Origin of the sequence: Paenibacillus sp. FSL H8-0104 (genome assembly GCF_038050215.1) — a bacterium.
Lineage (GTDB): Bacteria > Bacillota > Bacilli > Paenibacillales > Paenibacillaceae > Paenibacillus > Paenibacillus amylolyticus.
In genome coordinates this window covers 6,417,790-6,444,600 of the sequence record NZ_JBBOTC010000001.1, presented here as the reverse complement: position 1 = coordinate 6,444,600, position 26,811 = coordinate 6,417,790, and the positions used below count along the sequence as shown (strand labels likewise).

The window sequence follows — 26,811 nt, the reverse complement described above, 5'->3', positions numbered from 1 at the left end:
AAGTGTGCATTAATCTTAACCGCATCGCTATATGATGCGGTTTTGTTTAGATTATAGAATTTATACGTTACAACTAAAATACGAATGTACATCCTTGATAGTGCTTCGATCAGAAGCTTTTCTTATCTCGAAGAAAAGGTGGAAATGACGATGACCATTGCAGATCGTAATGCCAGACCCCGACTTATCATTGCAGGGACCGGAAGTGGTGCAGGAAAAACGACAGTAACCTTGGGGCTGATGAGGGCACTTGCCCAGCGTGGCTTGAGTGTACAAGGGTTCAAATGCGGCCCGGACTATATTGATCCGACATATCATACCGCCGTCACGGGCAGACCGTCACGTAATCTGGATGCATGGATGACATCGCCTGAATACGTGAGAGATACGTTCGAGAAGGCATCGGCGGGACATGATATTTCCATTATAGAAGGCGTTATGGGCCTTTACGATGGCAAAGATCCGCTCAGCAATACAGGCTCAACTGCAGAGATTGCTCTGGTCACGCAGACCCCTGTGATTCTGGTTGTGGACGTACGCAGCATGGCTCGCAGTGCGGCCGCGATTGTCCTGGGTTTTCAACAGTTGGATCCTGAATTAAATATTGCCGGAGTGATCGTCAACCGGTGTGGAAGTGCGGGTCATTATACCATTGTGAAAAAAGCCATTGAGCAGATGTGCGGAATTCCGGTGGTTGGCTGGCTGAAGCGGGATGAAGACATGTCCATTCCTGAGAGACATCTGGGACTTGTACCTGCCATTGAGCGGGGTGAATTGAAACCATTATTTCAGCGGGCTGCCGATGTGCTGATGGAAGGCACCGATCTGGATCTGCTGCTGGAGCTGGCGACAAGCGCCCCACCTTTGAATGAAGAAGAAGTGATTCCTGCAACTACTGCCCAAGCTGATTCGGCTAATGCTGAATCAGGCTCGAATTACGATCCACTTTCCAATTCAGTGATCCATGTTAATAATCGACATGTATCATATGCGATGCAGCCTGTCATTGCCGTTGCGCGCGATGCGGCATTTAATTTCTATTATCCCGATAATCTGGAATTGCTCGAAGCGGCCGGGGCTCGATTACATTACTTCAGTCCGCTCGCTGGCGAAAGTATTCCAACAGATGTGGATGGCATCTATTTGGGTGGCGGGTTTCCAGAGGAGTTTGCAGCAGAGATTGCCGGTAACCAAGATTTCTTGGAAGGACTTCGACGGGCAGCACAATCCAACATGCCTTTATTTGCTGAGTGTGGTGGTTACATGGTACTTGGAGAAACGTTGACCGACCGAGAGGGAGTTACTTTTGACATGGCGGGCATTATCCCCGCACAGGTGCAGATGCAGAAGAAGCGCGCTGCGCTTGGCTACCGTGAAGCGAGTAGCGTTCAGGATTCCTTTTTACTGAAAAAGGGTGAAGTACTTCGAGGTCATGAATTTCATTATTCGACAATGACCTATCGTGATGAAGAAACGATTCCTTATGCGTATGAGACCAAGGGGATGCGTGGCTTGAAGCAAGAGGGATATGCCGCAGGCAACATCGTGGCGGGGTATACGCACGTTCATCTGGGCTCTTATCCGGCAGCTGCTCAAAGATGGGTGGAACATTGTTTAGCCTATCGGCAGGAGCGAGATATGCAGAGATAATAACAGCTATTTATAGCTCAAATAGATAGCTGAATTCAATAAGCAAAATGGCTCTAATCTCGCTTTTACCTCCTGAGTCTTTGGTCGTGAAGTTGGCAATCCTATTCTGAATTAAAGGTTTTCAGATGAATATGTGGAATGAATAAAAGACAGAATCATTATGCGAGGGAGGGACATCATGATGAGAACCGTATGTGTAACGGGAGCTGCTCGTGGATTGGGATTGGCTTTGACGGCACAGATGCTGAAGAGAGGGTATCTCGTGTATGCGGCCGGTCTGGACGTGGAAGATTCCGAGGGAATTCGTATGCTTGCAGAAGGATATCCTGACCATCTGCGCGCCATCGAACTGGATATCGCGGACGACCTGTCGGTAGCACTGTTCACGGAGACATTGAAGCTGGATACGAATCATTTGGATATGCTGATCAATAATGCGGCTATACTAGGAAGTATTACGGATCATATCCGCGGGCCGTTGAATATGGCGGAGATGGCTGAAGTATTTAATGTGAACACCTTAGGTACACTGCGTGTGACTCATTCCCTGTTACCCCTCCTTCTTCAAGGACAGGTCAAGCTGATTGTTGATATCTCTTCCGAGGCTGGAAGTATAGAACAATGCAGTCGGGATGGGTGGTATGCCTATTGTATGTCCAAAGCTGCTTTGAACATGCAGGCCCGTCTTGTGCACAATGGTCTGAAGGATGAAGGCGGACAAGTGATGCTTGTGCATCCCGGTTGGGTACAGAGTTATATGAGGGGCGAATTGGATGTTGCTGCGGATCTCACGCCCGAGCAATCTGCACAGCATATCGCAGTACTTATCGACCGCCATGAACAGTTTAAAGGAGATCAGCCCGCATATGTGGACTACAAGGGAGAGAAGCTCCCCTGGTAGTTGGTTTTATACAGTGAGGTGAACAAGAAAGGAGATTAATTGAATGGATCATCGTAAAAAAGCATTATTACTTGGCGATTATACACATCCGGATTGGCACCCGCTTCAGGGGGTGGATGCGGAGATTAGCCGAATTTTCCATGATACTATGACTGTGCAGTGCAGTGAGAATCGGAATATGCTGCTGCAAGAAAATATAACCGGGTTTGATGTATGTATCTCATACATGGACGATTGGAAGGGTAAAGTCTCTCCACAGCAGACAGCAGGTTTGTTGTCCTATGTAAGTAATGGGGGTGGACTGGTCATTATACATAACGGCATTTCGCTCCAAAATCGTTATGAGCTCAAACAGATGATCGGTGCCAAGTTCCTGCATCATCCGGCGTATGCACCGCTTGAATTCACTGTAACGGCGGAAAGCCATCCCGTGACGGAGGGCATTTCGAATTTCACAATGGAAGAAGAGCCTTATCAGTTCGAATTTGGTTCTTTTGCCGAAACGAAAATATTACTTGAATATCAATCCGAAGAAGGACCAAAGCCTGCGGTTTGGGCTCATCGATATGGTGTTGGGCGTATTGTTTATCTGATGCCGGGTCACCATGTGCCGTCTTTTGCACACGAAACGTACCGGAAGTTACTTCTGCAAGCAGGCAAATGGGCTGCGCGTTACGTCTGATCGGACTGACATTTTTGCATGCAGAGTATAAGGGGTATAATATAGAGATCAACGAAGAGGAGGATGACAAAAATGAGCGATTTGTTCAAAAAGGCGATCTCGTTAGGGCTTGGTCTTACTGTCGTAAGCAAAGAAAAAATTGAGAAAACCGTGGATGATTTGGTCAAGCGCGGGGAACTTGCGCCCGGTGAATCCAAAGCTTTGGTTGAACGTCTGCTGGAACGGGGCGATGAAGAGCAAGGCCAGTTCAAGAGAGTGATTCAAGAACAGGTCAAGCGTGTGCTTCAGGAAGCTGGTGTGGCATCCGAAAGTGATGTAACCAGTCTGGAACAGCGCGTTGCCGTTCTGGAGAAAAAACTTGCCGAACTGGGCCACTCACCACAGCTTCAACCTGATGAATCCCCAGCTCCACTTGAAGTTCCTCCTCCTCTCAAAGGAAACGAGATCGAGTAGATGGCAGTGCGAATCAAACATGTCGGCAGATACCGTGAAATTGCCATGGCGCTAGTGCGTCATGGCTTCGGTTATATGGTCGAGGAGCTGGGTTTGTTCCAGTTGCTGGCTCTGCCCAGACGGTGGATGTCGCGTGAAGCACACACCACCAAAACGCTGAGTGAACGTATTAGGCTTGTGCTGCAGGAGCTGGGGCCAGCTTTCGTTAAGCTGGGGCAACTCGCAAGCACAAGGGCAGATCTGTTGCCTGAGTCTGTCATTCGTGAGCTGGTGAAGTTACAGGATCAGGTCCCGCCGTTCTCTTCCGAGACGGCACGGGGTATTTTGGAACAGGAATTGGATACACCGCTGGAGGAGATCTTTTCCCGGTTCGAGGATACCCCTGTAGCTGCGGCCAGCATTGGACAGGTGCATCTGGGCAAACTTCAAAGCGGTGAATCGGTAGCCATCAAGATTCAGCGTCCCGGTATATCGCGTATTGTGCAGCGTGACCTGGATATCTTGCGTGAACTGACAGCCATGGCCGAGAAGCGCTGGGACTGGGTGAAGCAATATCAGATTCCGCAAATGGTCGAAGAATATGCTCAGGCGTTGATGGCCGAGCTGGATTATACGGTCGAAGGCCGAAATACGGAAAAGATTGCACAGCAGTACCAACAGGACAACAAGGTGAAAATCCCGGCAATTTACTGGGATCAGACTTCGTCCCGTGTGCTCACTATGGAGTATATCGAAGGTATCAAACTCAATGATCGTGAAGAACTGGTCAGACGCGGCCATGATCTGAACAACATTGCCGAGCGGCTGGTGGATTCATTATTGAATCAGATCTTTATTCAGGGTTTCTTTCACGCTGACCCACATCCGGGCAATCTGATGGTATTGAAGGATGGACGTCTTGCTTTTATAGACTTCGGTATGGTGGGCAGTCTGAGCGACGAGATGAAACAACAGCTCGCTTCACTTATTATTGGGTTAATGCGCAAAGATACGGACAGTATGATCCGGGCGATTGAAAAATTGGGCATGATGCCAGATGACATGGACCTGCGTGGTCTTCATGTGGATTTGGACAAGTTACGTACCAAATATTACGATATTCCCTTTTCCAAGATTAGTGTGGGTCAGGCGTTGAATGACTTGTTCGGCGTAGCTCAGAGGCACCGGGTTGTCATGCCTGCTGATATTCTGCTGCTAGGTAAATCGTTGCTGACGATGGAAGGTGTAATTGAACATCTCGATCCTTCCCTGAGCATTGTAGATATGGCCGAGCCTTTTGGGCGGAAGCTGATCAAGGAACGTTTTAGCGCTGGAAGAATCAAGAATCGCTTGTTCCGCAGTGCGGCCGATATGGCCGAGAGTGTCATTGGTCTGCCAGGGCAGTTAAGGCAATTATCATCCATTATTAGCAAAGGCAAGCTGAGGCTGGAGATCAGTGTCCCTGAACTCGATGCACTCATGCGTAGAATGGACCAGATTAGTAATCGGCTGTCTTTCAGTATCGTGTTACTCGCCTTTTGTATCATTATGGTGGGATTGATTATCGGTTCTTCGATCAGTCATCAGTCCACGATGCTGTGGGATATTCCGGTCATTGAGATTGGTTTCCTGGTGGCGATTCTGATGGTGGCTTTCCTGCTCTATTCGATATTCAAATCGGGAAGGTTCTAGCAACAGCATTACATCACAAGAATACCCGTAAAGAGACTTTCTTCAAAGGATCTTTGCGGGTTATTTTTTGTGAATAGAGAATTGGTGAGTAAATTATAGAAAGATTAAGATAATAGAAGAAAAGGTTCTGTTTTTTCGCCTTAACTGTATTAGTACATATCCGGTCCTGTGACTATAATAATAGGTCAGTACATTAACGGACCCGGTTTTTCTGAGAGGGGAAAACCTATGGGCATCAGGATCAGCTCCTTATGTCGCACGAAGTAAGGCAACTGAGGCAGTAATGGAACACCAGCGGTACACACTGGAACGGAAAAGACATGAGTGCATATTAACCCGTCAAGGCTATATGGATGGTTAATAATGATGCAACTCAGGCAAGAGCATACGAATAATGCGGAGAGGAATCCGTTGTTTTGTGCTGTCCTGGGTAGTTGGTTAGTGTGAACGGCTTCCGTTACTCTTCAGTAAGATTGTCCATTATGAGGAATACACGTAGGAGGAACGGCAAGAACATATGAATACTTTAAAACAACAATGGTTTGGCAACATTCGCGGAGACGTGCTGGCAGGCATTACGGTAGCGCTGGCGTTAATTCCGGAAGCCATTGCGTTCTCCATCATTGCGGGTGTTGATCCGATGGTCGGATTGTACGCTTCGATTACGATTGCGATTGTGATCTCGATTGCTGGTGGAAGACCAGGCATGATCTCGGCGGCAACCGGTGCCATGGCGGTACTGATGGTTGGACTCGTCAAGGATTATGGCGTGGAATATCTTTTTGCAGCGACGATATTGACGGGCATTATCCAGTTTCTACTGGGCATATTTAAGGTTGGACGGTTTATTACGTTTGTGCCTCATTCGGTGCTGACCGGATTCGTTAACGCACTGGCTATACTCATCTTTATGGCGCAGTTAACCCACTTCACGGGAGCGAACTGGATCATGTATGCGATGGTAGCGGGTACGCTGGCGATCGTTTATATTTTGCCACGGTTTTTCAAAGGCGTTCCAGCTCCACTGATTGCAATTATCGTGATGACGATTATTACCTTGGTATTTCATCTTGACGTAAGAACAGTCGGCGACATGGGGAATATAACGAGCACTCTGCCGATGTTCCACTTGCCAAATATTGCGTGGACTTGGGACACGCTGATGATTCTGCTGCCTTATTCATTCACCATGGCACTGGTTGGATTGCTGGAATCTCTGCTGACCGCAACCATCGTGGATGAGATGACCGAGACCAAAAGCAGCAAGAATCGTGAAGTGCGTGGTCAGGGTATTGCGAATTTCGTGAACGGTTTGTTTGGCGGCATGGGCGGCTGTGCGATGATTGGGCAGTCGGTCATTAATGTGAAGTCTGGCGGACGTGGAAGATTATCTACGTTTACTGCGGGTGCGTTTCTCGCGATCCTGTTGTTGCTGTTTAGCGGTGTGGTGAAACAGGTACCAATGGGTGCGCTGGTCGGTGTGATGTTTATGGTGTGTATCGGAACATTCGACTGGAGTTCCATCAAAAATATAACTCGCGTGCCGCGGGCGGAAGCTTTTGTCATGATCGTGACGGTAGCGATTGTGGTCTATACCCACGATCTGTCGATCGGGGTCATGGTCGGCGTTGTGCTCAGTGTGCTGCATTTTGGCTGGAAACAGACCAAGATTCGTGTACAGGCGAGCCAAGCGCAAGGGCAGAAAGTTTATTGGGTTCACGGACCGTTCTTCTTCGGTTCTTCGTCCCGATTCGTGGATGAGTTCGATGCAGAGGCCGATCCGAAGGAGATCACGATTGATTTCGGAGGTTCACATATCTGGGATAACACTGCGGTTGTGGCTATCGGCAAAGTGAAGTTCAAATACGCGAAGCTTGGCAAAACCGTGCACCTGCGCGGGTTAAACGAGGAAAGCTCCCGTATTCTTGAACGGAGTGGATTTGCTACAGCTGGAGGGCATGGTTCGTAGCTTGTTTGCAACGAAGGTTGTTGTCCAAAGGTGCATTGTCTGACTATAGTTACGCGGACAAGGTGAAAAATGAACGGTTTAGTAAATCTGGAATTAAGGATCTAAACAAGTAATGAAGTAAAGTTATGAAGGCTACTGTCCTAAAGTAGTGTTGAGTAGACATGCGACAGCCCTGTGTAGTAGATAACATAAAAAGATACTTTCTATCAGCGGCGCACTTTTTCCTAAAATAAATTGGGGAGAGGGCGTCGTTGTTTTTATTAGATTGTGTGGTGTGTACAGTGAAGAAAAGAAAAAGAACGAAGAAGAAGAAGGAGTAGTTCTAATGGTGGTAGTGGTGTTCTAGTAGAAGTAGAAGTAGAAGTAGAAGTAGAAGTTGGAGTAGCAGTTGTAGTAATAGTTCTAGTAATAGTTCTAGTAGAAGTATAGGTAGTGCTGGTTGTTGTTAGTTCTAGTATTTGTAGTTGGTGTTCTGGTTCTAGTAAATGTTGTTATTTCTCTAGCTGATCTTATTGTGCTCAAGCTTGTGTTCTTCAGTGTGTGTAAACTCTAACGAACCTGGCACGTCTTATATGGAGTTATTTCATGTTTTCGTTATTCTAACGAATCTCAGACATCTTATTTTGCTGATTCCACCCATACTGATGCCGTTTCGCGGGTATTCCGAGTAATTAAGTGACTGGAGTTCGTTAGAAAATCCAAACGGCTTTAATTGGCGTAATAGGGTGTCCTGGATTCGTTAGAATTGGTGGTACGTGGGATTTGCATGCAGTTCAATCCTCAACCAATTCACAGAATCAGAGTCATACTTCGAGCCAACACCTTGGGATGTTCCACTCATCATCATTTTCAGAGGGGCTCCTATGGTTACTGTCAAAATCATCCTTACACTCTCTCTCATAACCATCCTCAAACTCACTTGGTCGATACAAGTTACGCTGATCTTGGAATTTTGTGCTACAAGTTGGGGGTGTAACGCTGTATCCCCTTTTGTTTTGCTTGACTAACGTGTAAACTACAGGGTATGGAGAAGAAGAGCAACGAGTGGATTGCTTTTTAAAAAATTCATTTCATAATCATGATTGAACTAAGGAAAACTAGTCTTGATGGCAGATACTGATACTGAGTCATTATGAAATGGACTTATCTAAATGAATATACAGAGGTGTAACGATTGGCAAACTTTGAACAACTGGGCATTCGCCCGGAATGGTGCGAGATCCTGAAACATCAGGGAATCGCCGTGCCGACTCCGGTACAGGAGCGTTCGATTCCGGTACTGCTGGGTGGACGCGATATTATCGCTGAGGCACAGACAGGAACAGGGAAAACGCTGGCATTTTTGCTGCCGATTATTCAGAAAATTAACGTATCCGACCGTTCGCCACAAGCGCTGATTATCGCGCCTACGCGTGAGCTTGCGCTGCAAATTACGGAAGAAGCGAAGAAGCTTACTGCTAACGACGATAAACTGCACGTGCTTGCCGTATACGGCGGGCAGGATGTGGACAAACAACTGCGTAAATTGCAGAACGGTACCCAGATCGTTATTGGTACACCAGGTCGTCTCCTGGATCACCTGCGCCGTGGCACGCTGAAGCTGGATAATGTGAAAAAACTGGTGCTGGATGAAGCCGACCAAATGTTGCACATGGGCTTCCTGGACGATGTGGAGACGATTCTTAGCGAGCTACCACATAAACGTCAGACAATGCTGTTCTCAGCAACGATGCCTAAGGGCATTCGCAACCTGGCGAAGACCTACATGAAAGATCCGGAAGATGTAAAAGTATCTTCCCAATCTGTTATCCCGATCAAACAAATTCGCCAGCAAGTGCTGGAATGTACGGATCGTGGTAAATTAGAAGCGCTTCGCGGCATGATTGATACGTATCGCCCATACTTGGCGATTATTTTCTGTCGGACCAAACGTCGTGCATCCAAGCTGAACCAAGATCTGCGTGAAGCAGGTTATGCAAGTGATGAACTTCATGGAGATCTGTCCCAATCCAAGCGTGAGAACGTAATGAAAGCGTTCCGCGATGCCAAACTGCAAGTGCTGGTTGCTACAGATGTAGCTGCACGTGGACTTGATGTTGAAGGCGTTACGCATGTATTTAACTACGATATGCCGCATGATGCGGAAAGTTATATCCACCGGATTGGTCGTACGGGCCGTGCAGGCGGTACAGGTCTTGCTGTAACGTTTGCAACAGAGCACGACAGACCGGAACTTGCACGTATTGAACAAGGTATTGACCAAAAGCTGTCCCGTATCCAGTGGACAAGCGAAGGTCCAATTGCTTCAACTGGAGCAGCTAGACGTTCCATCAACAGTCAAGGGGATGACGAACGTTCAGGCGGACGCTCTTCCGGAACTGGTAGTGCCCGTCGCGGTGCAGGCCGTAACGATCGCAGAGATGGCGGACGTGGGGGACGTGGTTCCCGCGGTGGCGAAGGTGGCCGCAGTGAAGGCGGACGCAGTGGTGGTCGTAGCGGTGGCCGCAGCAGCGACAGCAGTCGTGGTGCAGCGGGTCAAGGTGGACGCGGTGCGGGTCGCAGTGGCGACGAGCGCAGCGCAGGTCGTGGTTCCGCGCGCAGCAGCGACAGCAGTCGCGGAGCAACGGGTCAAAGCGGCCGCGCAGCTAGCAGCGGCTGGGCTGGCCGTAGTGCCGACAAGCGCACCTCCGGGCGCAGTAGCGAAGGCTCTCGCCGTCCGGAATCCGCAGGACGCGGACCGGCGAAGGGTGACCGTCGCGATTCTCGTCGCGGACGGTAAAGCCTTGGCGCAAGCGGCGATGCAGCCGCAATTGCGCAGGCACCATGCCATGCCACAGTGATGGGCATGGCACATATGAGAGGGTTCGGGTACAGATGTACCGAACCTTCAGATCAAGGGTCGCGACGGAACCACGTCGCGGCCCTTTCACCAGGACAGATGATCATTTCCGCTTATTCTTTTTGTCATCTGTGAGTACCTGTTTGCGTGCCTACTTGATCCATGGAAGATGCCATTTAGGTATTCCCCATGTAGTTTTTCCTTTTTTTCGTGTACTGCGTATAGCACGTGGCAGACTGCCATAAAATTCAAAACACCTCATCCTAGACCTAAGGATGGGGTGTTTTTGGATTAATTCTTATATCATTAGAAGCATAACCTTCGATCTGTGGTGCTGACGCGCATGCAGGGATGGATGAAATTGCATTCGTCTATATACAGGGAGTGAGTTTGCACTAAACTACGTTTTTCTTTCTCAATATATCATCCCTACAGCTGAACATCTGCGTATTGATCCCGATATTTCTCGTTATACACCCGGCCTACCGACTCCGCCAGACCCCCGCGTGCCTTGCTCGGATAGCGTTCAATCGTGTGATAAAGTCTCATGAAGCGATCCTTGGGCATAAAGCGGGCGTAGCGGGTAATAAGACTAGGGAATAACTCAATATATTTGCTCTTGCGTACGGCAGCAGCAGCTACGGCTGTAAGTATCTGAATTCCATTGTGGAGCTGTAAAATGTTCACTTCATAGGTTGCGATATAACGAATCGCATCTTCACGGATCAAATCGGGCTTAAGCCGAGCAATCTCACCAATATATTCAGCCAGCAGCCGCTCGAAGCTACGTAAGAGCAAGGGCTTGAGCTGCAGATCCATATCACTGCGTAGGACAAAGGATTGTAACAGCGCAACCTGTTGCAGTCGAATCCGGTCATTGTAGACGAGTGAGCCGATCTCGCGGAGCATCTCATAGGCAAGTGCTTCATCCTGTTTTCGAGCTTCGGCGACCAGAGCCCAATTGCGGTTAATACCCTGGCGGATGAGTTCCTCATCCTGTTGTAACGTGCGCTTCAACTCGCGCTGCTGCTCTACCTCGAATGAACGTTTCTGCATGAAGATCAGTAAGGCCAGAAGCAACAGGGAAACGCTGGCTGCCGCCATGGTCTGATCTATGGTCTCACCGAAATAGGTAGCAGCTACACCGAACAATGTCGTAATGAACAAGTCGCGTGCAATCCGGCGTTTTACACGGGAAGTTGCCTTCGCTTGAACGGAATTGAGGGTACCCCGGCCACAGGCCGTGCACTCATCTTCCCACAGGCAGGTGTACTGTCCACAACGTGAGCAGACTTGCAACTTTTCATAGGCATAGGTCGTTCGATGAAATGGTCTTATGGATACAACTAGTTTAGTACTCATGCTTAATCACGCTCACCATTCAGAATAGTGTAGAGGGTACGATCCGTGTCTTCCCGGGAGACCGGTTTCCGTCGATGAAGCTGGAGTGCAAAACCCTTTATAATGACAAAAAGAAACAATATGGCGAGGCATCCGTATGTAACCATAATCCGTTCCCTTCTATGGCTTGGTGAACAAGCGCTGTTATATTGCAGTTTGCTGGCAATAACTATATCATATTTCCATAGTTGGTACTTTTGTGCCAGTTCAAGGCATGAAATCGTCGATTTTTGTCAGTCATTACAAAACTGTAACTCAAGATAGGGGTGCTTTTCAGAATTTGTTAGTAGACTGTTAAGATTTCCTTAAGGCTTGACGCCTATAATAAACTATTCCCATTTTAATCTCAAACGTGAAGGAGTACACCCAATGCTGCGGACACGCAAAATACGCTGGCTTAGTGGAACGATGGTTCTGCTGACAATTCTAACGCTACTGTTACCTCAAGCGTTGCTGCCACAAGCTGCAGCGGCTCAGGCACAGACAAGCGGAATCGATGCGGTACTTGTAGCCGATGTAAGTAACTCAATGAATACAAGTGACCGTGACAAGATCAGTAATGAAGCCATGAAAATGTTTATTGATATGCTGCCAGTCCAGGGGGACAAGGTAGGGATTGTCGCTTATACCGATCAGGTGGAGCGGGAAAAGGCTATGCTGGAGATTCAGTCCGATGCGGACAAGAGCAGCCTGAAGGATTTTATTGATCAGCTTGGCCGGGGGCCATATACCGATGTCTCAGTTGGTGTCGCCGAAGCCGTGAACATACTGAATCATGGTGCAGACCCATCCCACTCGCCAATGATCGTGCTGCTGGCGGATGGCAACAATGACTTTAACAAAACCAAAGGCCGTACACAGGCACAATCTGATGCTGACCTGGCAAAAGCCGTGAAGGAAGCACAGGATCAGGGTATTCCGGTGTATACGATCGGATTGAACGCCGATGGCAAGCTGAACAAGAATGCACTCGCAGACCTGGCTCAGCAGACTGGAGGTAAATCATTCATTACCGATACGCCGGATGATCTGCCACAGATTCTGAGTGAGATCTTCGCGGATCATGCCAAACTGAATGTGGTAAAGCTGCCCTCTGTAACGGGAAACGGCAGTTATCAGGAAGTTACCGTGAATGTACCGAATGACAGTGTATTGGAAGCAAACATTTCGATCATGTCTTCGAAGCCGGTGGAAGTGCAATTGACGGACCCTTCCGGACAAGCCGTGGACCTGAACTCGGATGCAGCCAAGCTCTCGACGTCGAAGAGTTATTCACTCGTGAAGCTGTTGAAACCCCAAGAAGGAGACTGGAAACTTCGGGTAAAAGGGGCTCCGAAAGACAGCATCGATATCAACCTGTTGTTCAACTATGATCTTCAGCTCGTTGTGGACCCAATTAAGACCAAGTCCTATACCAAAGAGGACAAGGTTGATCTTGCAGCCAAACTGGAGAATGGCGGTCAGCCACTCCAGGATAATGATCTGTATACAGATATGAAGGCCACGCTGGTTGTGAAAGATGTGGATACTGGCAAAAGTGAAGAACAACCGCTGGAAAACACAGGTTCTGGTTTTGCCGGAACGTTTGAAGTACCAGACAATCATAACTATGAATTAGTCATCCGTGCGGAAGAAGACAGCTTCTACCGTGAAAGTGAGCCAATCACGATCAACGCGAGCGGAGCAGCTGGAAGTGGATCTCAACCAACAACGTCTGGCGGTGAACAGGACAAGCCGTTTCCTTGGTTGCCTGTCATCTTGGGTGTTATAGCCCTGATCGTGGTTGGTGTTGGTGCCTGGTTCCTGATGGGCTGGCTGAAACGGAAAAATCGAGGTTTTGTAGGCCAGATGGTCGTGGAGATTCGTGATGAGAACACGGGAGATAAATCATATCCGCAATATAAAAAGCTGGTATCCTTCCGGGGCAGATTTCATCTTCATCAGTTGTTGCAACTGGACCCTGAGCTGAAGGAAACCGAAAAATATGTATTTACGCCCAGCAATGGGGATCGAATTATAATCCGTAACACCGCAGGCGGTACGTTGGAGAAATCCGGTCGTGCAGTCGATGCAAGCTCAGGCGTTGAACTGAAGAACGGTGACCGACTGAGCATCCCGCTGCAACAGGCGGACAAAACGATTTTGATCGAGTATTTGGTGTGAAGGATTATAGCTAAATGAATGTAAGCTATATAAGTTGAACTAATCCATTTACACGAGAACGCAGAGGACAGAAAAAAGCTGGAGAAGCGGAAGCGTTCGCCTAAAAGCTTTCTGAAAGAAAGCTACATCGGAAGCATAGGCTATCCCCAGATTTTCACCTTTGAAAAAGAGAATCAAAAAATCTGGGGATAACAGCGATCGGAAGTTTGTTCTGTCATCGGAGTGGCAAGTGTAAATATTCTTTAGTTTGAATTATATAGATTGAAGCATACGTGCGTTAATCTAAGGAGGACATGGAATGAAACCGATTGTTAGAGAACATATTCAGCAACTGGATGTATCACTTGGCGGAGGTATTGTCAGTGAGAAGATCAGAGTTGATACAATTGATAATCCCATTCTGATTATTGGTTTGGGAGGAACGGGAATTGATGCGTTGCTGCGTCTCAAATATCAGATTAACCGTCGTTTCAAGCTGCCACAGGACCCGGTATCCAAGAAAAAAATGGACAAGCCGGACAATGTGGAGTTTCTGGCTTTTGAGACAAACGAACAGGATCGTGCCAAAAAGTATAAAGGGATCGGACTTGATCCGATCAATGAATTCGTGTTGCTATCCAATGCCGAAATTGGCGGACTTCTACAGAACCGTAGCGTGCTGGAGCCGTATATTACGGACTGGCTATCTCCGGAACTGAGCATCACGGACGGGATGAACGGTGCCGCAGGTGTACGTCAGGCTGGACGTCTGCTCCTGTTCACCAAGATTAATCAGGTGGTACAGGCCATCGACAAAAAGATCAAAACCTTATCCGTAGGCACCAACAAAAAACTGATGGTATTCCTGCTGACAGGTCTGTCCGGCGGTACAGGCAGCGGCTGTTTCCTCGATATTTCCTATATTGTGCGCGGTATTATCGAACGTGATCACGGCTCTGCCGGGATTGACCGCGTGAATACGCTGGGATATCTGTTCACGCCAGACGTGAACCTGTCCAACAAAAGCTTGAGCGAACACACTCGTGAATACATTCGCAAGAACGGATATGCTGCGCTCAAAGAGCTGGATTACTGGATGAACGTGGATAGCCGCGGTGAGCGATTTACTCAGAAGTACGGCAATATTTTAACCGTTAACTCACCACTGCCGCCATTTAACCTGTGTCATCTAATCTCAGCGACGAATACCGAAGGCAAATTGCTGGAGAACGCCTACGATTACTGCATGAACGTCACGGCCGAGAACATTACCAACTTCATGGCAAGTGAGGAGAAGCAGTCGGGTGAGGAGTTTGCGATCCATGACTATATCAGCAACATTCGCACCAACATTGCACAGATGAACAAGGTGTACCCGGCGAACTATGATTACAACATCATTGGTGCATCTTCGGCTGTCCTGCCGATTGAAGAGATGACCACGTATCTGGCGTATCGCATGTTCGACAAAATGAACACCATGTTCTCCAAAGCACCAAACCAGGAGGATACCGAGAAGTTTGCCCGCAAGCTGGGCATTGATCTCGAAAGTGTGGTCAAGTCCTTTGAAGCGCGCGTGCCAGAGCCGCTGCCTGGTTATCAGAACAGTGAGCGTCTATCCTATGGCAACGTGGTGAAATCACAGGTTGTGAATATGGATACCGAACTGGAGCAGAACTTCTTGGCTCGTGCCCGTGAAGAATATATCAAGGCGAAGAAACAACTGCCGGGCGAGATTGCCGGTCAGTTCACTGAACAGATCCGGCGTATGTTTTTACATCCCGAACAAGGTCCGTTCTATGTCTCCCGTCTGATTTATACGGAAAAAGGTTTCTGTGTACTGAAGATGATTCAGTCGTACATCGAAACGTTGCGTGAGAATGCCTTCCGCATTCCACGTGATATTGAAGCAGCTCAGGAGCAGTCCGAAGAGAAGCTGGGCGATGCGAAGAGTGCTTTTGTCTCCAAAGAGAAGAAAAAGAATGCTTATATTGAAGCAAAAATTCATGAGTACTGGCTGCACGCCGACGTGGAACGCAACGATCAGATGATCGAGTTCTATGAAGATCTGTATGAGTTGCTGAACCAGGAAAACAGCCGCATTTATAACGTATTTACCGAAACGCTGAACGCCCTTAGCTCGATATTCGCCAAGAACGGTGACCTGCTGACACGTGGCGAGGAACAAGCTGATCACAAAGGCAACAAAACATATTACTGGAACGTTGTAAGTGTACCGGATATCGTCAGTGTGGTGGACGGGCTGTTGGATAAACGTGATACAGATGATCTGATCCGTGACTTCTCTCGTGAATTGCTGGAAAACTCCAGCCAGTGGGTGAAAGAAAACGAGATTGATATCGTCAGCTCCATCTCCGACTTCCTGAGTGAGAAATTCGGTGATCTGATTACCCGTTCCATGGAAGATTTCCTGGTAATCAAATACGGTCAGGATGAGTCGGTTGAGAAATTCGTGGAACGTTTCATTGCTGGCAAGTTGGATGATGAGGCTGTTCCGGTGTTTAATCTGAGCAACAGTACGGGCAGTCTGCATTTCCCTTCATGGGGATTTGTATCGGTACCGGCACAGGCGCCAGGCATCTTGAAAGGGATTCGCAATTATCAGAACAATGCGGTAGGCAAATCTCATTTTACCGTTAAGGAAAGTGAAGTGCGTAACCGGATATTCTGGCTGAACACCCGCAACGGGGTACCACTCTTTGTGTATACACCGCTCAAAGTATATGAGGAAAGTTATGAACGTACCATTTTGGACAAAGAAGGCATTGGTCGTCACTTGGTGCAAACGGAGAAAAACAACTGGACCTATCTGCCGTCTCCGATTCCGGAGAAATCATGGGGAGATGTGTACGAGAACGCCCGCGTGAAGCAGTATAACGCCCGTGTGCGTAACGAATTTGAGCAGGCGCTTGGATACAACATTGTGACAGCCAAATCCATTGATGAGAATACAAGCAATCGGTATGCGATTGTGACAACAGAAGCGTTTGATCTGTCTGCCAAACTGGGAGCCTACGACATGCGTCTGACGTCCACCACGCCGAACCTCGGCGAAGTGAAGCGGGCCGTGATCGAGCTGAAGCGTCTGCAAACCGAAGGGTTGCCGCGTGTAGGCGTTAAGGATATTTTCGGAAGTATTAATGAAGATATGGCCAAAGAAAACCTGGTACGCTCTCCGCAGCTGATCGCACGTGTCCGTGAGGAACTGGCAAAGATGAATGCCATCTCGGCCAAAGTTGCCGAACTCGAAGGCATTCTTGCCCAGTACCAGGACGAAGAGCAGTGGTATGACCGCTTCATCGAAGCGTTATATACTGACACCATCGTCAAAAAAGGTGCCCTCTACGTCTATGACCGTGACCCGGAAGAAGACGCATGGGAGCCGTTCGCAAACTTGATGAAGAGCCGTAACTTTGCCGAGTATGAAGTGTTTGGCAACTTCCGCGGTCTGGCAGAGAAGGATCGCAGTACATTGCTGCGCAAAGCCTCCCGCCGCGATAACGATCTTACAGCTTCTGAGGATATCACCCCACTGCTGACAAAGCTGGATGATCTGGCTGCCCTGTTCATGGAATCGCGCGATCGTCTCGAATATGAGCGGGTAGAACTGGCTAACGGAGAAGACATCTATCAGTTCTACAGAACGATGTCGTCCAAGCTGAACGACATTCGCAGAAGGCTGAAGTAAGATGGCGGCCGGGATGGAGTTCAATTCGAACAATACCCTGAAGCGTGATCTGGAGAAGTATGCAGCGCAGTATGCAATAGAGCAGGAGCGTCAAGGCAGCCTGGGTGATGGACGCAGCAGTATCCATTACCCGGCGCTGTTCCTGTTTGTGGGTGATCTGGTTGCACCTGCAGTGTCTGCTGTGCAGGAGATCAATCGGCTAAAATGGGATAACGGAGACGGTGTGGTCTACGTTCAGATTGGTACAGAAGATCAGAAAGAGCATCCGGGTGAAAAGAGGAATATTGGCTCGTCCGATGATGGGCAGGTGACTTGTCACCGCTTGCCTCTGTCCGCTGGGCAGACGGAGCGACCGTCCAAAACACGGCGCAAGGATGTACACCGCAGTTTCCACGAATCGGATCAGGCGCTCTACGATCTGAATCGTACGCTTCGTCGGGTCAGTAACCGAATTGCCGAATATGGACGGTTATACTCGTCATTTGATCGGATTTACGTTACGGTGGTAACCAGAGCGGATGATCCGTTGAATGTATTGTTGCCAGAGCTCACCAAGCTGACGGAGACCATTTTGTCCCAAGCCTTCAAGTCGGTGCAGACGGATCTGCATGTATTGGTCAGCGAGATGGAACAGGTGGATTCCTTCGGGTATGCCAGCGCAGCAGGCCTCGCTTTTCTGCGGGAACTGGATTATATGCAGTCCTTGGACTACACGTTCAGCGGTAAACTGCTGGTGACGGAGGATGGGATCTCCATTCCGGTTACACATCCCGCGTCACCGTTGTTTGATCTGGTATATCTGTTGTCCGACAAAAATGAGCGTGGAACCGGCGTTCCCGGTGGCTGGATCGAAAATGCTGAGATCATCTGCCGGATCTGCCTGCTGAAGAACAGGAAGCAGGATGTAGATCACTCGGGTAGCGTTTCAAGCACGGGAGCGAACACCTACAACAATACATCCTTTAAAAACAATATTCGTACCACCTCTGATCAGCATGGTTATGCCAGCGCGGGTTTTGCCGAGATCAGGCGGCCAAACAAGCCGATTGCACTGGCGGTGTTATATCACCTGTATCGGTATCTGCTCGCACGCATGCGGCAGGAGCCGGATTGGAGCATTAAGGACAAGCTCGCTTTCTTTGGACTGGACGCGGCCTCGGTGGAACGCAAAGTCGAAGGCCTGCTGCCCAATGAAGATCTGGTTAGTGGCATGAGTGGCATCATGACGCATAACGTCAGTTTCTCTGATCTGAAGCCGCTCTCACTTCGTGAAGCGGAGAGAGCGTTGTTTGGACAAGGAGCTGAAGCGTACTTCCGCGATAACGTTGTCCGTCTTGTCGAAGAGCGTGTGCGCGAGCGCAGCTCTAGCGGTTCCCTGCGCCGTCATGCTGAACATTCCCGCGCGGAGCATCCAGAGGTTGGTTACTTCCAGTGGGCGGCCTGGAGTGACAGTGAGCCTGGCAGTGTGCGTGAAGCGCTACTCGGATTGATTCGGGATAAATCGATGCAGCTTGAATCGGCACGTGCTCTGCTGGAGCAACGTCAGCAAGAGCGAGTGGAAGATCAGTCGTTCAAACGAGCGTTGTTCCGTGATAAACAGAATGTGCGCAATCTGATTGACTGCATGCTGGAGCGAGTGTATGTACCAAAGGTAGAATTACTGCGACTGGAAAATGAATTACATCTGCTGCGTATCTACGATACGGAGATGGAAGAACTTCATCGTTTTAGTCGCCAAGTCACAGCAGCACTTGAAGCGCTGGAATGCACACTGCGAGAGACAGCTGCCCAAAGTATCGCCGCTGCGGATGAATACATCGGCCAGAACGTGATGGAGTACTACGGCAAAGTGACGGAAGAGCTAATCATCGACCTGGAAGCCAAACGCGGACGGGATGTATGGTTTGAGGACCGTTACATGGGAGACATGAACCGGCTTGCCACAGAAGGCGATGACCGTCTGTTGAAACGGCTGATGGAGGTATGTCACTCGTTGCTGCTTACGGCCGAGCCATTGCGATTGCCATTTGAAGAAGAACTGTTGCAGCGGGCGAATGTAACGATTGCCTACGGAGATAAAGACGTATTAACCCGGGATGATCTGTTCCGCAGGTTGTACCACACGCTGGAGGATCAGGCGGTTGTTCGGGTCCGGGTATTCGATTATACGCAGGAACATCGGTATGAAGAGAAGTATTTCTTTGGTGACCATCATAGTTCTTTCATGGACTACGCGGCACATGCCGAAGAGACGTCACGTATCTACAAGTTGGGTGTGGTGTACGAAGAACGAAGTAGTGGCGTGGAGAAGCTGAATCTGATGGGCGGTTTCCATCTGGAGGATCTCATGGTGTATCGGAACGGTAAGGTATATTATGACTCGTACACGGAGAATGGCTATGAACTTCACCCCGCTGGTCTGGTGGAAAAGTTGTCACCCATTCGTTAAGACGCCGGCGGTGTCCTGACACCCAGCACCAATCTTGTATTAACTCAGCCTGTTTACGGCTGGTATGGAAAGGATGCATGTAGACATGCAGCGAAAAATCAATCTTCTCCTGGTCCTGTTCAGCCTGATTGGCGGGGCAGTGGGCTTTGCGGCAGGAGAAATCATGCTGCGTCAATGGCTTGGGGAGATGCCACGTCTGTTGCTGATGGGATTATACTTTGGCGTACTGGCGCTGAGCGTTGGATTGTTCTGTTTGATCGCAGAGATGATCTCACCCAAGCTGAATGGCGCTTCATGGAAGCTCCGGTATCTGGGACTGTCGTGGAAATTGCTTGTTCCGGCAACACTGGCTCTGTTATTTGTTGTTGGACTCGCCCTGCAATTGTTGTATCAGATCAATCCGGGCGGTGTGAAGCAAGTCAAGGACATCGTACTGATGATTGATAACTCGGGCAGCATGAGCGAGACAGATCCGGATAACGGACGCTTTGAAGCAGCCAAGACACTGATCAGCCAAATGGAGAGTGACAAACAGGTGGCTGTCATTACATTTGATGACCAGCCGCAGTTGTTACAGCCATTTATTGCGCTGGATAGTGAAGCGGCCAAGAATGAGGTTTATAGCAAAATCGATGGCATTGTCACGACTTCGGGCGGCACCAATTTTGATGCCGTGCTGCGGGAAGGCATGGAACAGATTCAGGGCAAACAGGACCCGAAACGCGGTACAGTTGTCATCTTGTTATCTGATGGCTTCAGTGAAGCGGATACGGCAGATATTTTGTCCCAATATACCAGTGAACAGATTTCTATTAATACAGTTGGCCTAAGCCTGGTGGACCCATCAGGTACGGATCTGCTACGTAATATTGCTCAGCAAACGGGCGGCATGTACTATGATGTACCGGATTCCGGTGGTCTGAATCTGGCATTTCAGCAGATCTACGATACGATTGATGAACGGACGCTTGTGACGGAGCGTACAGGTATGATGGAGCATAGCGTTTATCTGGCGATTTTCCGTGTAGCAGCCGTGTTACTGATTGGAGTAGCATTGGGTGTGTCACTCGGACTTGTGTTTGATAACCGTCATCTCGCCCTCAGCTTTGGTATTGGTGGTGCGGTGTCGGGTCTACTGGCAGGGCTTCTGCTGGAGTGGGGACTCGACGGTTCGAACGTGGGGGATACATTCGTACGTCTTGGTGCGATGCTCATTTTGTCTGGCGTATTGACCCTCTTCTCCTGGACTGTTCCGATTAAGGAGAACACGCCGCGGAAGAGCAGGGGTCGTCGTGAAGCTGGCGGCGGAACTTCTTCTGCCGAAGGGTTTGGTCAGAGACCAAGAGATACACGCAGCAAAGGATTCTAACGTCGGGAGGTCAATGGAAATGCGGTTTACGGATGCAGACCCTTCGACACCCTTGATTCGAAAACTGACACTTGCGGTGGACGAAGGGCGTTGTACACTTCGCTGGCTCTGGCCGGAACGGGTAGAAGCTGTGTATGTGGAACGGCTGGAGCTGGATATGATGAGCGATGATCGTACCGGGGAAGAGCCTGCACAGGGCAAGCTGAAGCTGTACACGAGAGAGGAATATAAGGCGAGCAATGGTTACACGGATCGGATTACAGGTTTTGGTGCCATCAAGTACACGGTTTATGTGTGTCAGATGCAGGAAGATGGGCCTGTGCTGATCCGTCAACGAGACGAGGACAACATGGTGATTGCAAGCGCAGGGAAGGCGGATATCCGCTTTTCCATTCGTTACAAGAGCGGTTTTTTTCAGAAACGAAAAAGTGTATTGATCACCGTCACAGCGGAAGTACCTGTTCCAAAGGAAGCCCTCTGTTATGTTCGCAAACAGGGCGGGGTTCCGCTGAATAAGGAAGATGGTACGGTGTACCCTTTTGTGAGTGATTTTGCTCCCGGAAGAAATGAGATGCCGCCCGTTGAAGTTGCCAAGGATGATTATGTGCGATTATTCTTCACGGACGGACCGAAATATGGAGCCGCCTATCGGCTTATATCAGACTAGATAGTTGGACTAGCGATTGGAAGGTTACTCTGTCATCGTAGTGCAAGTGTAAATCACCTTAGTCTGACTGATCAGGGGAGGGGAGTGGCTATGAGCTTTTTTAGTCGGTTTTTGAAGAGACAACAGCCGGAGGAACGTCCGCTGTTTTACGATATTGTGTGCCCTTATTGTTTCAGTAAGTTTTCACCGGAAGAGGTAGTGTTCCGCGCCGCCCATCACCGCGATGATGACGAGGACTACGCACTCGGGGAAGATGCGAAGTTGAATCGGTATCGTGAAAGATTCGGACTCGACACGGTATTTGATATGGAGGCGGTATTGGCCCCTCATGATGTACCGGAGGAACACCGGATTTATTCCGATAACATTGTGATGGGTCTGAACGATCGGTATGGTGTCGTTACACGTCGCCGGTTGTGTCCGCAATGTCATAACGAGCTGCCTGTTACGGCAGGTAAAGCACCGAGCAATATCATTTCCATTATTGGTGCATCCCAAGTGGGGAAATCCGTCTACATGACTTCATTAATTCATACATTGCAGCATTATACGGCCGATCATTTTGACGCGGCTTGCATGCCATTGAATGCGGAGATTAGCCGCCGGTTCCGTGCGGATTATGAAGAACCGTTGTTTGAACGGGGGGATCTGCTGGATTCCACACAGAAGGAGAAACTGCAGGAGCCGTTTATCTTCCAATTTGTGTTCAAGGACGAAGATAAAGCGCCGCTGACACTGGTTTTTTTCGACGTTGCGGGTGAAGGTATGGTGGAGCAGGATTATCTCGGACTTCACGGGCAGCACATCAAGAACTCGGCAGGTATCCTGTTCATGGTGGACCCGCTTCAGATTCGTTCGATTCGGGACAAAATCCGCATTAACCTTGGCAACGAGCCGGGAGAGTGGACACCACGATACGATGAGCCGCGTGACGTGGTACTGACGATGTTTGGAGATTTTATCGCATACCAGGACAAAGCCAAAACGAATATTCCAACGGCCGTTGTGCTCACCAAAAGCGACATGCTGCATTCCCTCAAGGATGAAGAGGGGGATTATATCAAATCCAACAGTAATGTCTTCCGCAACATGGTGCACCGCGATTGGTTCGACTTAACCGAGTTCGAGAATATCGACGGGGAGATCCGGCGTTTTATCGAGAAAGTGGATCGCCCATTCAAGGGCACGATGGATGTGTACTTCAAGGATACAGCCTATTTCGCAGTCTCTGCGCTGGGTAGCAATCCGGTGGATATGAAATTGCAGGGTGTGGTTAGTCCGATTCGCGTGGATGAACCTTTCCTGTGGCTCCTGTACAAGCTGAAGTACATTGAGGGGAGAGTGGGATGATGCGTTCTTCCGTAACCCCGCCCATTGAACAACAGCTGTATACCCGAGAGCGGCGCGGGGTGTTTCGCACAACAGAGGGGTTTGATACGGTTGCGGCATCGCCGGGACTGGACCCTTCTTTTATCAAAAAAGTGCTTCACCCCTACTGTGTCTATGACGCTCCAGCGGAGCTAACAGGCCGTAGCGAGAAGGACGAGACGAAGTTTCCGGCTGCCATTCACCTGCTTCATCTGGAGAGTGGAGAGACGATTCTTGGGCAAAATGTGTACCAGTCTGCAGATTTCACCGGGCTGCGAAGTGCCTTTTTTGCACATAATTACGTCTTGTCTCCCGAACGCTCGGAAGAGCAGATGAAGCAAGGCGGCTGGCTGGATGCCGTGTTCGCCACGTCATATGACATCGAACAAGGTACAGTTCTGCCAGCACTTGCTGAATTGCCTATATCACCTAGGAGCGGACAGGGTGGGGCGACCGATGCTGGCGTAGGATCACCAACCCAAGTGCTGAGCACCTTGAAAATGAACGAAGTGCTGTTCAAGCGCCTGCTCTATGCGGTAATGCAGTCTGTAGCGACACGCAGAAAAGTATACATTGCGCTGGACCTTCCCGCAGAGGAAGTGACCGCAGGGGCCAAAGGATTGTTACGTTTGCTGTACACGGCTTTACCCTACGCATTCCGGCGGCAGCTGGGATTCATGACGTTTGCCAAGGAGCCACAGGCCAAGAAGGGCATCCACGTCCAGTTTGTTGAGCGAGGGACGTTACGTCCGAAAGACCGGAATACGGAGAAGGATTTCACCTTTGATCTGGTATCCGGCAGAGTGACACATGCGGATGCATCTGTGGCGAAGTTACCTTATGCAGAATTCGCTTGGGCCTTATTGCAGGAACCTGCGGCGGCGGATGCGTTCTATACGTTTGCGGATGAAATGATGTCCGGCATGGAACCTGGGCGGGAACTTTCCATTGAAGCATATGGCGAACTTGCGGTGTTCTATGGTCTTGAACAAGGCATGGAAGACCTCTATCTGGATAACAAAAGTCATGTCCTGAGTGGCTTGCTGACCTATTTGAAGCCGGATGGTGGATTGCAGCAACGTTCCCGTCTGAACGAGCTGTTCCTGACCTTGCTCAGCAGGGAACTGGACAGCGTGAAGCGTGAGAACGTACCCGAAGAAGACGTCGCAGCTCGCATTGGCGAATATTTCAGTGTTGCCACGCCCGTGGTGCAATCCCGGATTGTGGACTATTTCATCTACGGTGTGAATAATGCCCGCGCCCAGAAGCGTATGCGCGCTGTGCAGGAATTGTATGCTGTGCTGGATCGGGATCCGCAGCTGAATCGGGCTTTCTTTGATAAAGTGCTGGCCAATGAATCGCTTACCAAGCTGTTGTTCGAGCCTTATCTGGACAATCAGCTGAAACGCACGGAATCGGCAGCGAACGTTGTGGAAGTGATCCGAAGATGGGTTACGTCCCATCCATCTGCGATCCACTACAGCTTCTTGCAGGAGCGGACAGCCAATGAGCTGCTTGAACGGTTATGTTCTGCGCCTAATCCGGTACAATCTGCGAATGAAGCCCTCCAGCGTGTTAGCATACTGGATCGGGTATCCGCTGATGTCACCTATGATACAGGCATTACGGCACGAATTGGTCAATCTGAAGCTACAGCCCGTCCTAATCGCAAAGGGGGATCTCCGTCTGCCAGTCAAGATCCGGCATATCAGGAGGAGTTAACCCGCCTTGCAGACAAGCTTGCTTATGTCATTAACCTGTTTATGATTCAGGATCTGGATCTGGATCGGGTTAACCGTGAACAGCTATTAAGCATTGATATTTTGCAGCATGGTAATGAGGTTCGGGATTGGGCGGCACGTCAGGGCTCTGATGTATCTGCTCGAACGAACATGATGCTGGCTGCGAGAGTGTGGCTTAGTGGCGAGGGGAATGAAGAAGAGGCCTTGGAGGCACTTTCCCTGGCAGAACGCAATGAACTTCAACGCTGGACGCGTCGCTGGCTTGCCGGAGAGCTGCAGGCTCATCCGGGGATTGCGGCATATGAAGCTTTGCCGATGGCTTTTTATCGGGGAGGAAGCGGCAGCAATCGGTTGGATTATCCTGGCCTGATTGAATTCATCCGCACCAATGCAAGTCGTGCTGAAGGGCTGTATCCATTCTTCGAATGGTCAGGAGATCATCGAATGTTTGTCCGGGGTTCCAATGCGCATAAAGGATATGCGGATGCGATCGTGGCGTATTTCAAAGCCCATGACCGTGAAGCATTCAAGTCGAAGTCAGCTTTCAAACCGTATTACGTTAGAGCCAGCAAGACAATGAAGCCGGTCTATGACCGTGCGAAGACGGAATTGTCCTCTCCACTGGTGCGGATGCTAACGGGTAAAAGGAAAAATCTGTTCGGATTAATCCTCTTGATCCTGGTTCTGGGTATTGCTGGCGGTACATATGCATGGATGAAAGATTCTGTAGAGCCGCCAGCGGCATCCCCTCCATCTACCCAGGAGCCTGTCATACCGGCTGAACCGGAGGTGCAGCTCGCGGAGCAGATTGCTTATATGATTCCTGCGAGTGAACAGGAGGGTACGGAATTACCTGCTCAACTGGTGATCCGTTTCAGGAATGATACGGGAAGCACTGAGTTTGAGCAAGGCAAACTTCAATTGACGCTGAAGGATGATAGCACTCAGGAGTTGGATGCTACAGGTAAGTGGGAGAGCTTTAATCGGAATGAGGAGCCAGATAACCAAGTTCCTTCCGATGGTGGCTCAGGAAGTACTTCCGAAGGAAGCACGGATGGTTCTTCAGCGGGAAACATAGAGCAGACGGAGGATGGCGATCAGCAGGCCGATCCTTCAACATCGGGTGATTCCACTTCAGATCCTGCTACTGATACAACAACGGATACAGGGACGAATGCACCGTCTAATGCTGGGAGTGGAGACACGGATCAAGGTACGGATGCCGATCAAGCTACTGGTTCCACATCGCCTGACACATCTGTATCCAATGAACAGGATGCGAACACTCCTGCACAGATGTCTATTGGAGAGGTAGATCGTCTCTATCCGTATGGATTGCAGATCGATCTTCCAGCGAATATGGATGCCGAGAGTATTGCCAGTGTGAAGAGTACGCAGGGCAGTATGACTGTAATTCAATTGATGCCTCAGCCGAAGCTGTAAGTTATTTTATATGAGCATGTTGCATAGATTCATTAAGTGTCTTTTGATCCAATAATGAAAAATGCTGACCTCATACCTTATTAAACGAGCGTATGTGAGATGACCTTGAACTTTAGATTTCAAGGTCATCTTTTTTTATTTGATATGGCGGATACAGCCATTGCATGAAAAAAACTCACACATTCACAATTCAGACACAAAATTTGCGATTCAAGAGTTTGAAAAACAGTCAGAAGTGATAAAGTGCGCGGAATGAATGAGAAAAGATCTCATGTGTACTTGAGAAAAGAGCGGGATTTCTGCTACAGAAAGTCCAAATAAAGCACGAAAAGAGAAGAAAATTTGGTTTTTTATGT

General features: G+C 49.2%; 15 protein-coding genes. 14 read left to right on the top strand and 1 reads right to left on the bottom strand.

Annotated elements, in window-relative coordinates:
• Positions 1–150 precede the first annotated feature (150 nt).
• The 7 genes from NST38_RS28285 to NST38_RS28255 all read left to right on the top strand — a co-directional run bounded on the left by NST38_RS28285 (position 151) and on the right by NST38_RS28255 (position 10,105).
• On the top strand, positions 151–1,650 hold the full coding sequence (locus NST38_RS28285; protein ID WP_076253679.1) for a cobyrinate a,c-diamide synthase: 1,500 nt from the start codon (positions 151–153) through the stop codon (positions 1,648–1,650).
• Positions 1,651–1,828: 178 nt separating this feature from the next.
• Positions 1,829–2,551, top strand: coding sequence for an SDR family oxidoreductase (locus NST38_RS28280; protein WP_235193706.1), 723 nt, complete (start codon positions 1,829–1,831; stop codon positions 2,549–2,551).
• Positions 2,552–2,594: 43 nt separating this feature from the next.
• Positions 2,595–3,233: a ThuA domain-containing protein gene (locus tag NST38_RS28275; RefSeq protein WP_036667831.1), complete on the top strand. Its 639-nt coding sequence runs from the start codon at positions 2,595–2,597 to the stop codon at positions 3,231–3,233.
• A 72-nt stretch (positions 3,234–3,305) separates the two neighbouring features.
• Positions 3,306–3,686, top strand: a complete 381-nt coding sequence (locus NST38_RS28270) for a phasin family protein (RefSeq protein WP_036612779.1) — start codon at positions 3,306–3,308, stop codon at positions 3,684–3,686.
• A complete protein-coding gene (locus tag NST38_RS28265; RefSeq protein ID WP_036667829.1) occupies positions 3,687–5,357 on the top strand; it encodes an ABC1 kinase family protein in 1,671 nt (556 codons plus the stop codon).
• Positions 5,358–5,874: 517 nt separating this feature from the next.
• Entirely contained in the window at positions 5,875–7,326 is a 1,452-nt protein-coding gene (locus NST38_RS28260; protein WP_076253678.1) for a SulP family inorganic anion transporter, read from the top strand.
• Between the two features lie 1,174 nt (positions 7,327–8,500).
• Positions 8,501–10,105 (top strand): DEAD/DEAH box helicase, encoded by a 1,605-nt coding sequence (locus NST38_RS28255; RefSeq protein ID WP_036667827.1) that lies wholly within the window; start codon positions 8,501–8,503, stop codon positions 10,103–10,105.
• Positions 10,106–10,594: 489 nt separating this feature from the next.
• Here the strand turns inward: NST38_RS28255 and NST38_RS28250 are convergent, their stop codons facing one another.
• A complete protein-coding gene (locus NST38_RS28250; protein ID WP_076253677.1) occupies positions 10,595–11,527 on the bottom strand; it encodes a hypothetical protein in 933 nt (310 codons plus the stop codon).
• Between the two features lie 408 nt (positions 11,528–11,935).
• Between NST38_RS28250 and NST38_RS28245 the strand changes: the two genes are divergently transcribed.
• The 7 genes from NST38_RS28245 to NST38_RS28215 all read left to right on the top strand — a co-directional run bounded on the left by NST38_RS28245 (position 11,936) and on the right by NST38_RS28215 (position 26,455).
• A complete protein-coding gene (locus NST38_RS28245) occupies positions 11,936–13,729 on the top strand; it encodes a vWA domain-containing protein (RefSeq protein ID WP_076253676.1) in 1,794 nt (597 codons plus the stop codon).
• 298 nt (positions 13,730–14,027) lie between these two features.
• On the top strand, positions 14,028–17,417 hold the full coding sequence (locus NST38_RS28240; protein ID WP_076253675.1) for a tubulin-like doman-containing protein: 3,390 nt from the start codon (positions 14,028–14,030) through the stop codon (positions 17,415–17,417).
• A 1-nt stretch (position 17,418) separates the two neighbouring features.
• Positions 17,419–19,866 (top strand): transcription initiation factor TFIID, encoded by a 2,448-nt coding sequence (locus NST38_RS28235; protein WP_083684951.1) that lies wholly within the window; start codon positions 17,419–17,421, stop codon positions 19,864–19,866.
• Positions 19,867–19,951: 85 nt separating this feature from the next.
• Positions 19,952–21,235, top strand: a complete 1,284-nt coding sequence (locus NST38_RS28230) for a vWA domain-containing protein (protein WP_076253674.1) — start codon at positions 19,952–19,954, stop codon at positions 21,233–21,235.
• A gap of 19 nt (positions 21,236–21,254) precedes the next feature.
• A complete protein-coding gene (locus NST38_RS28225; RefSeq protein ID WP_062836882.1) occupies positions 21,255–21,902 on the top strand; it encodes a hypothetical protein in 648 nt (215 codons plus the stop codon).
• A 90-nt stretch (positions 21,903–21,992) separates the two neighbouring features.
• Entirely contained in the window at positions 21,993–23,252 is a 1,260-nt protein-coding gene (locus NST38_RS28220; protein ID WP_024632789.1) for a TRAFAC clade GTPase domain-containing protein, read from the top strand.
• On the top strand, positions 23,249–26,455 hold the full coding sequence (locus tag NST38_RS28215; protein ID WP_143781305.1) for a GAP1-N2 domain-containing protein: 3,207 nt from the start codon (positions 23,249–23,251) through the stop codon (positions 26,453–26,455). The genes NST38_RS28220 and NST38_RS28215 overlap by 4 nt, the downstream gene beginning before the upstream one ends.
• Positions 26,456–26,811 lie beyond the last annotated feature (356 nt).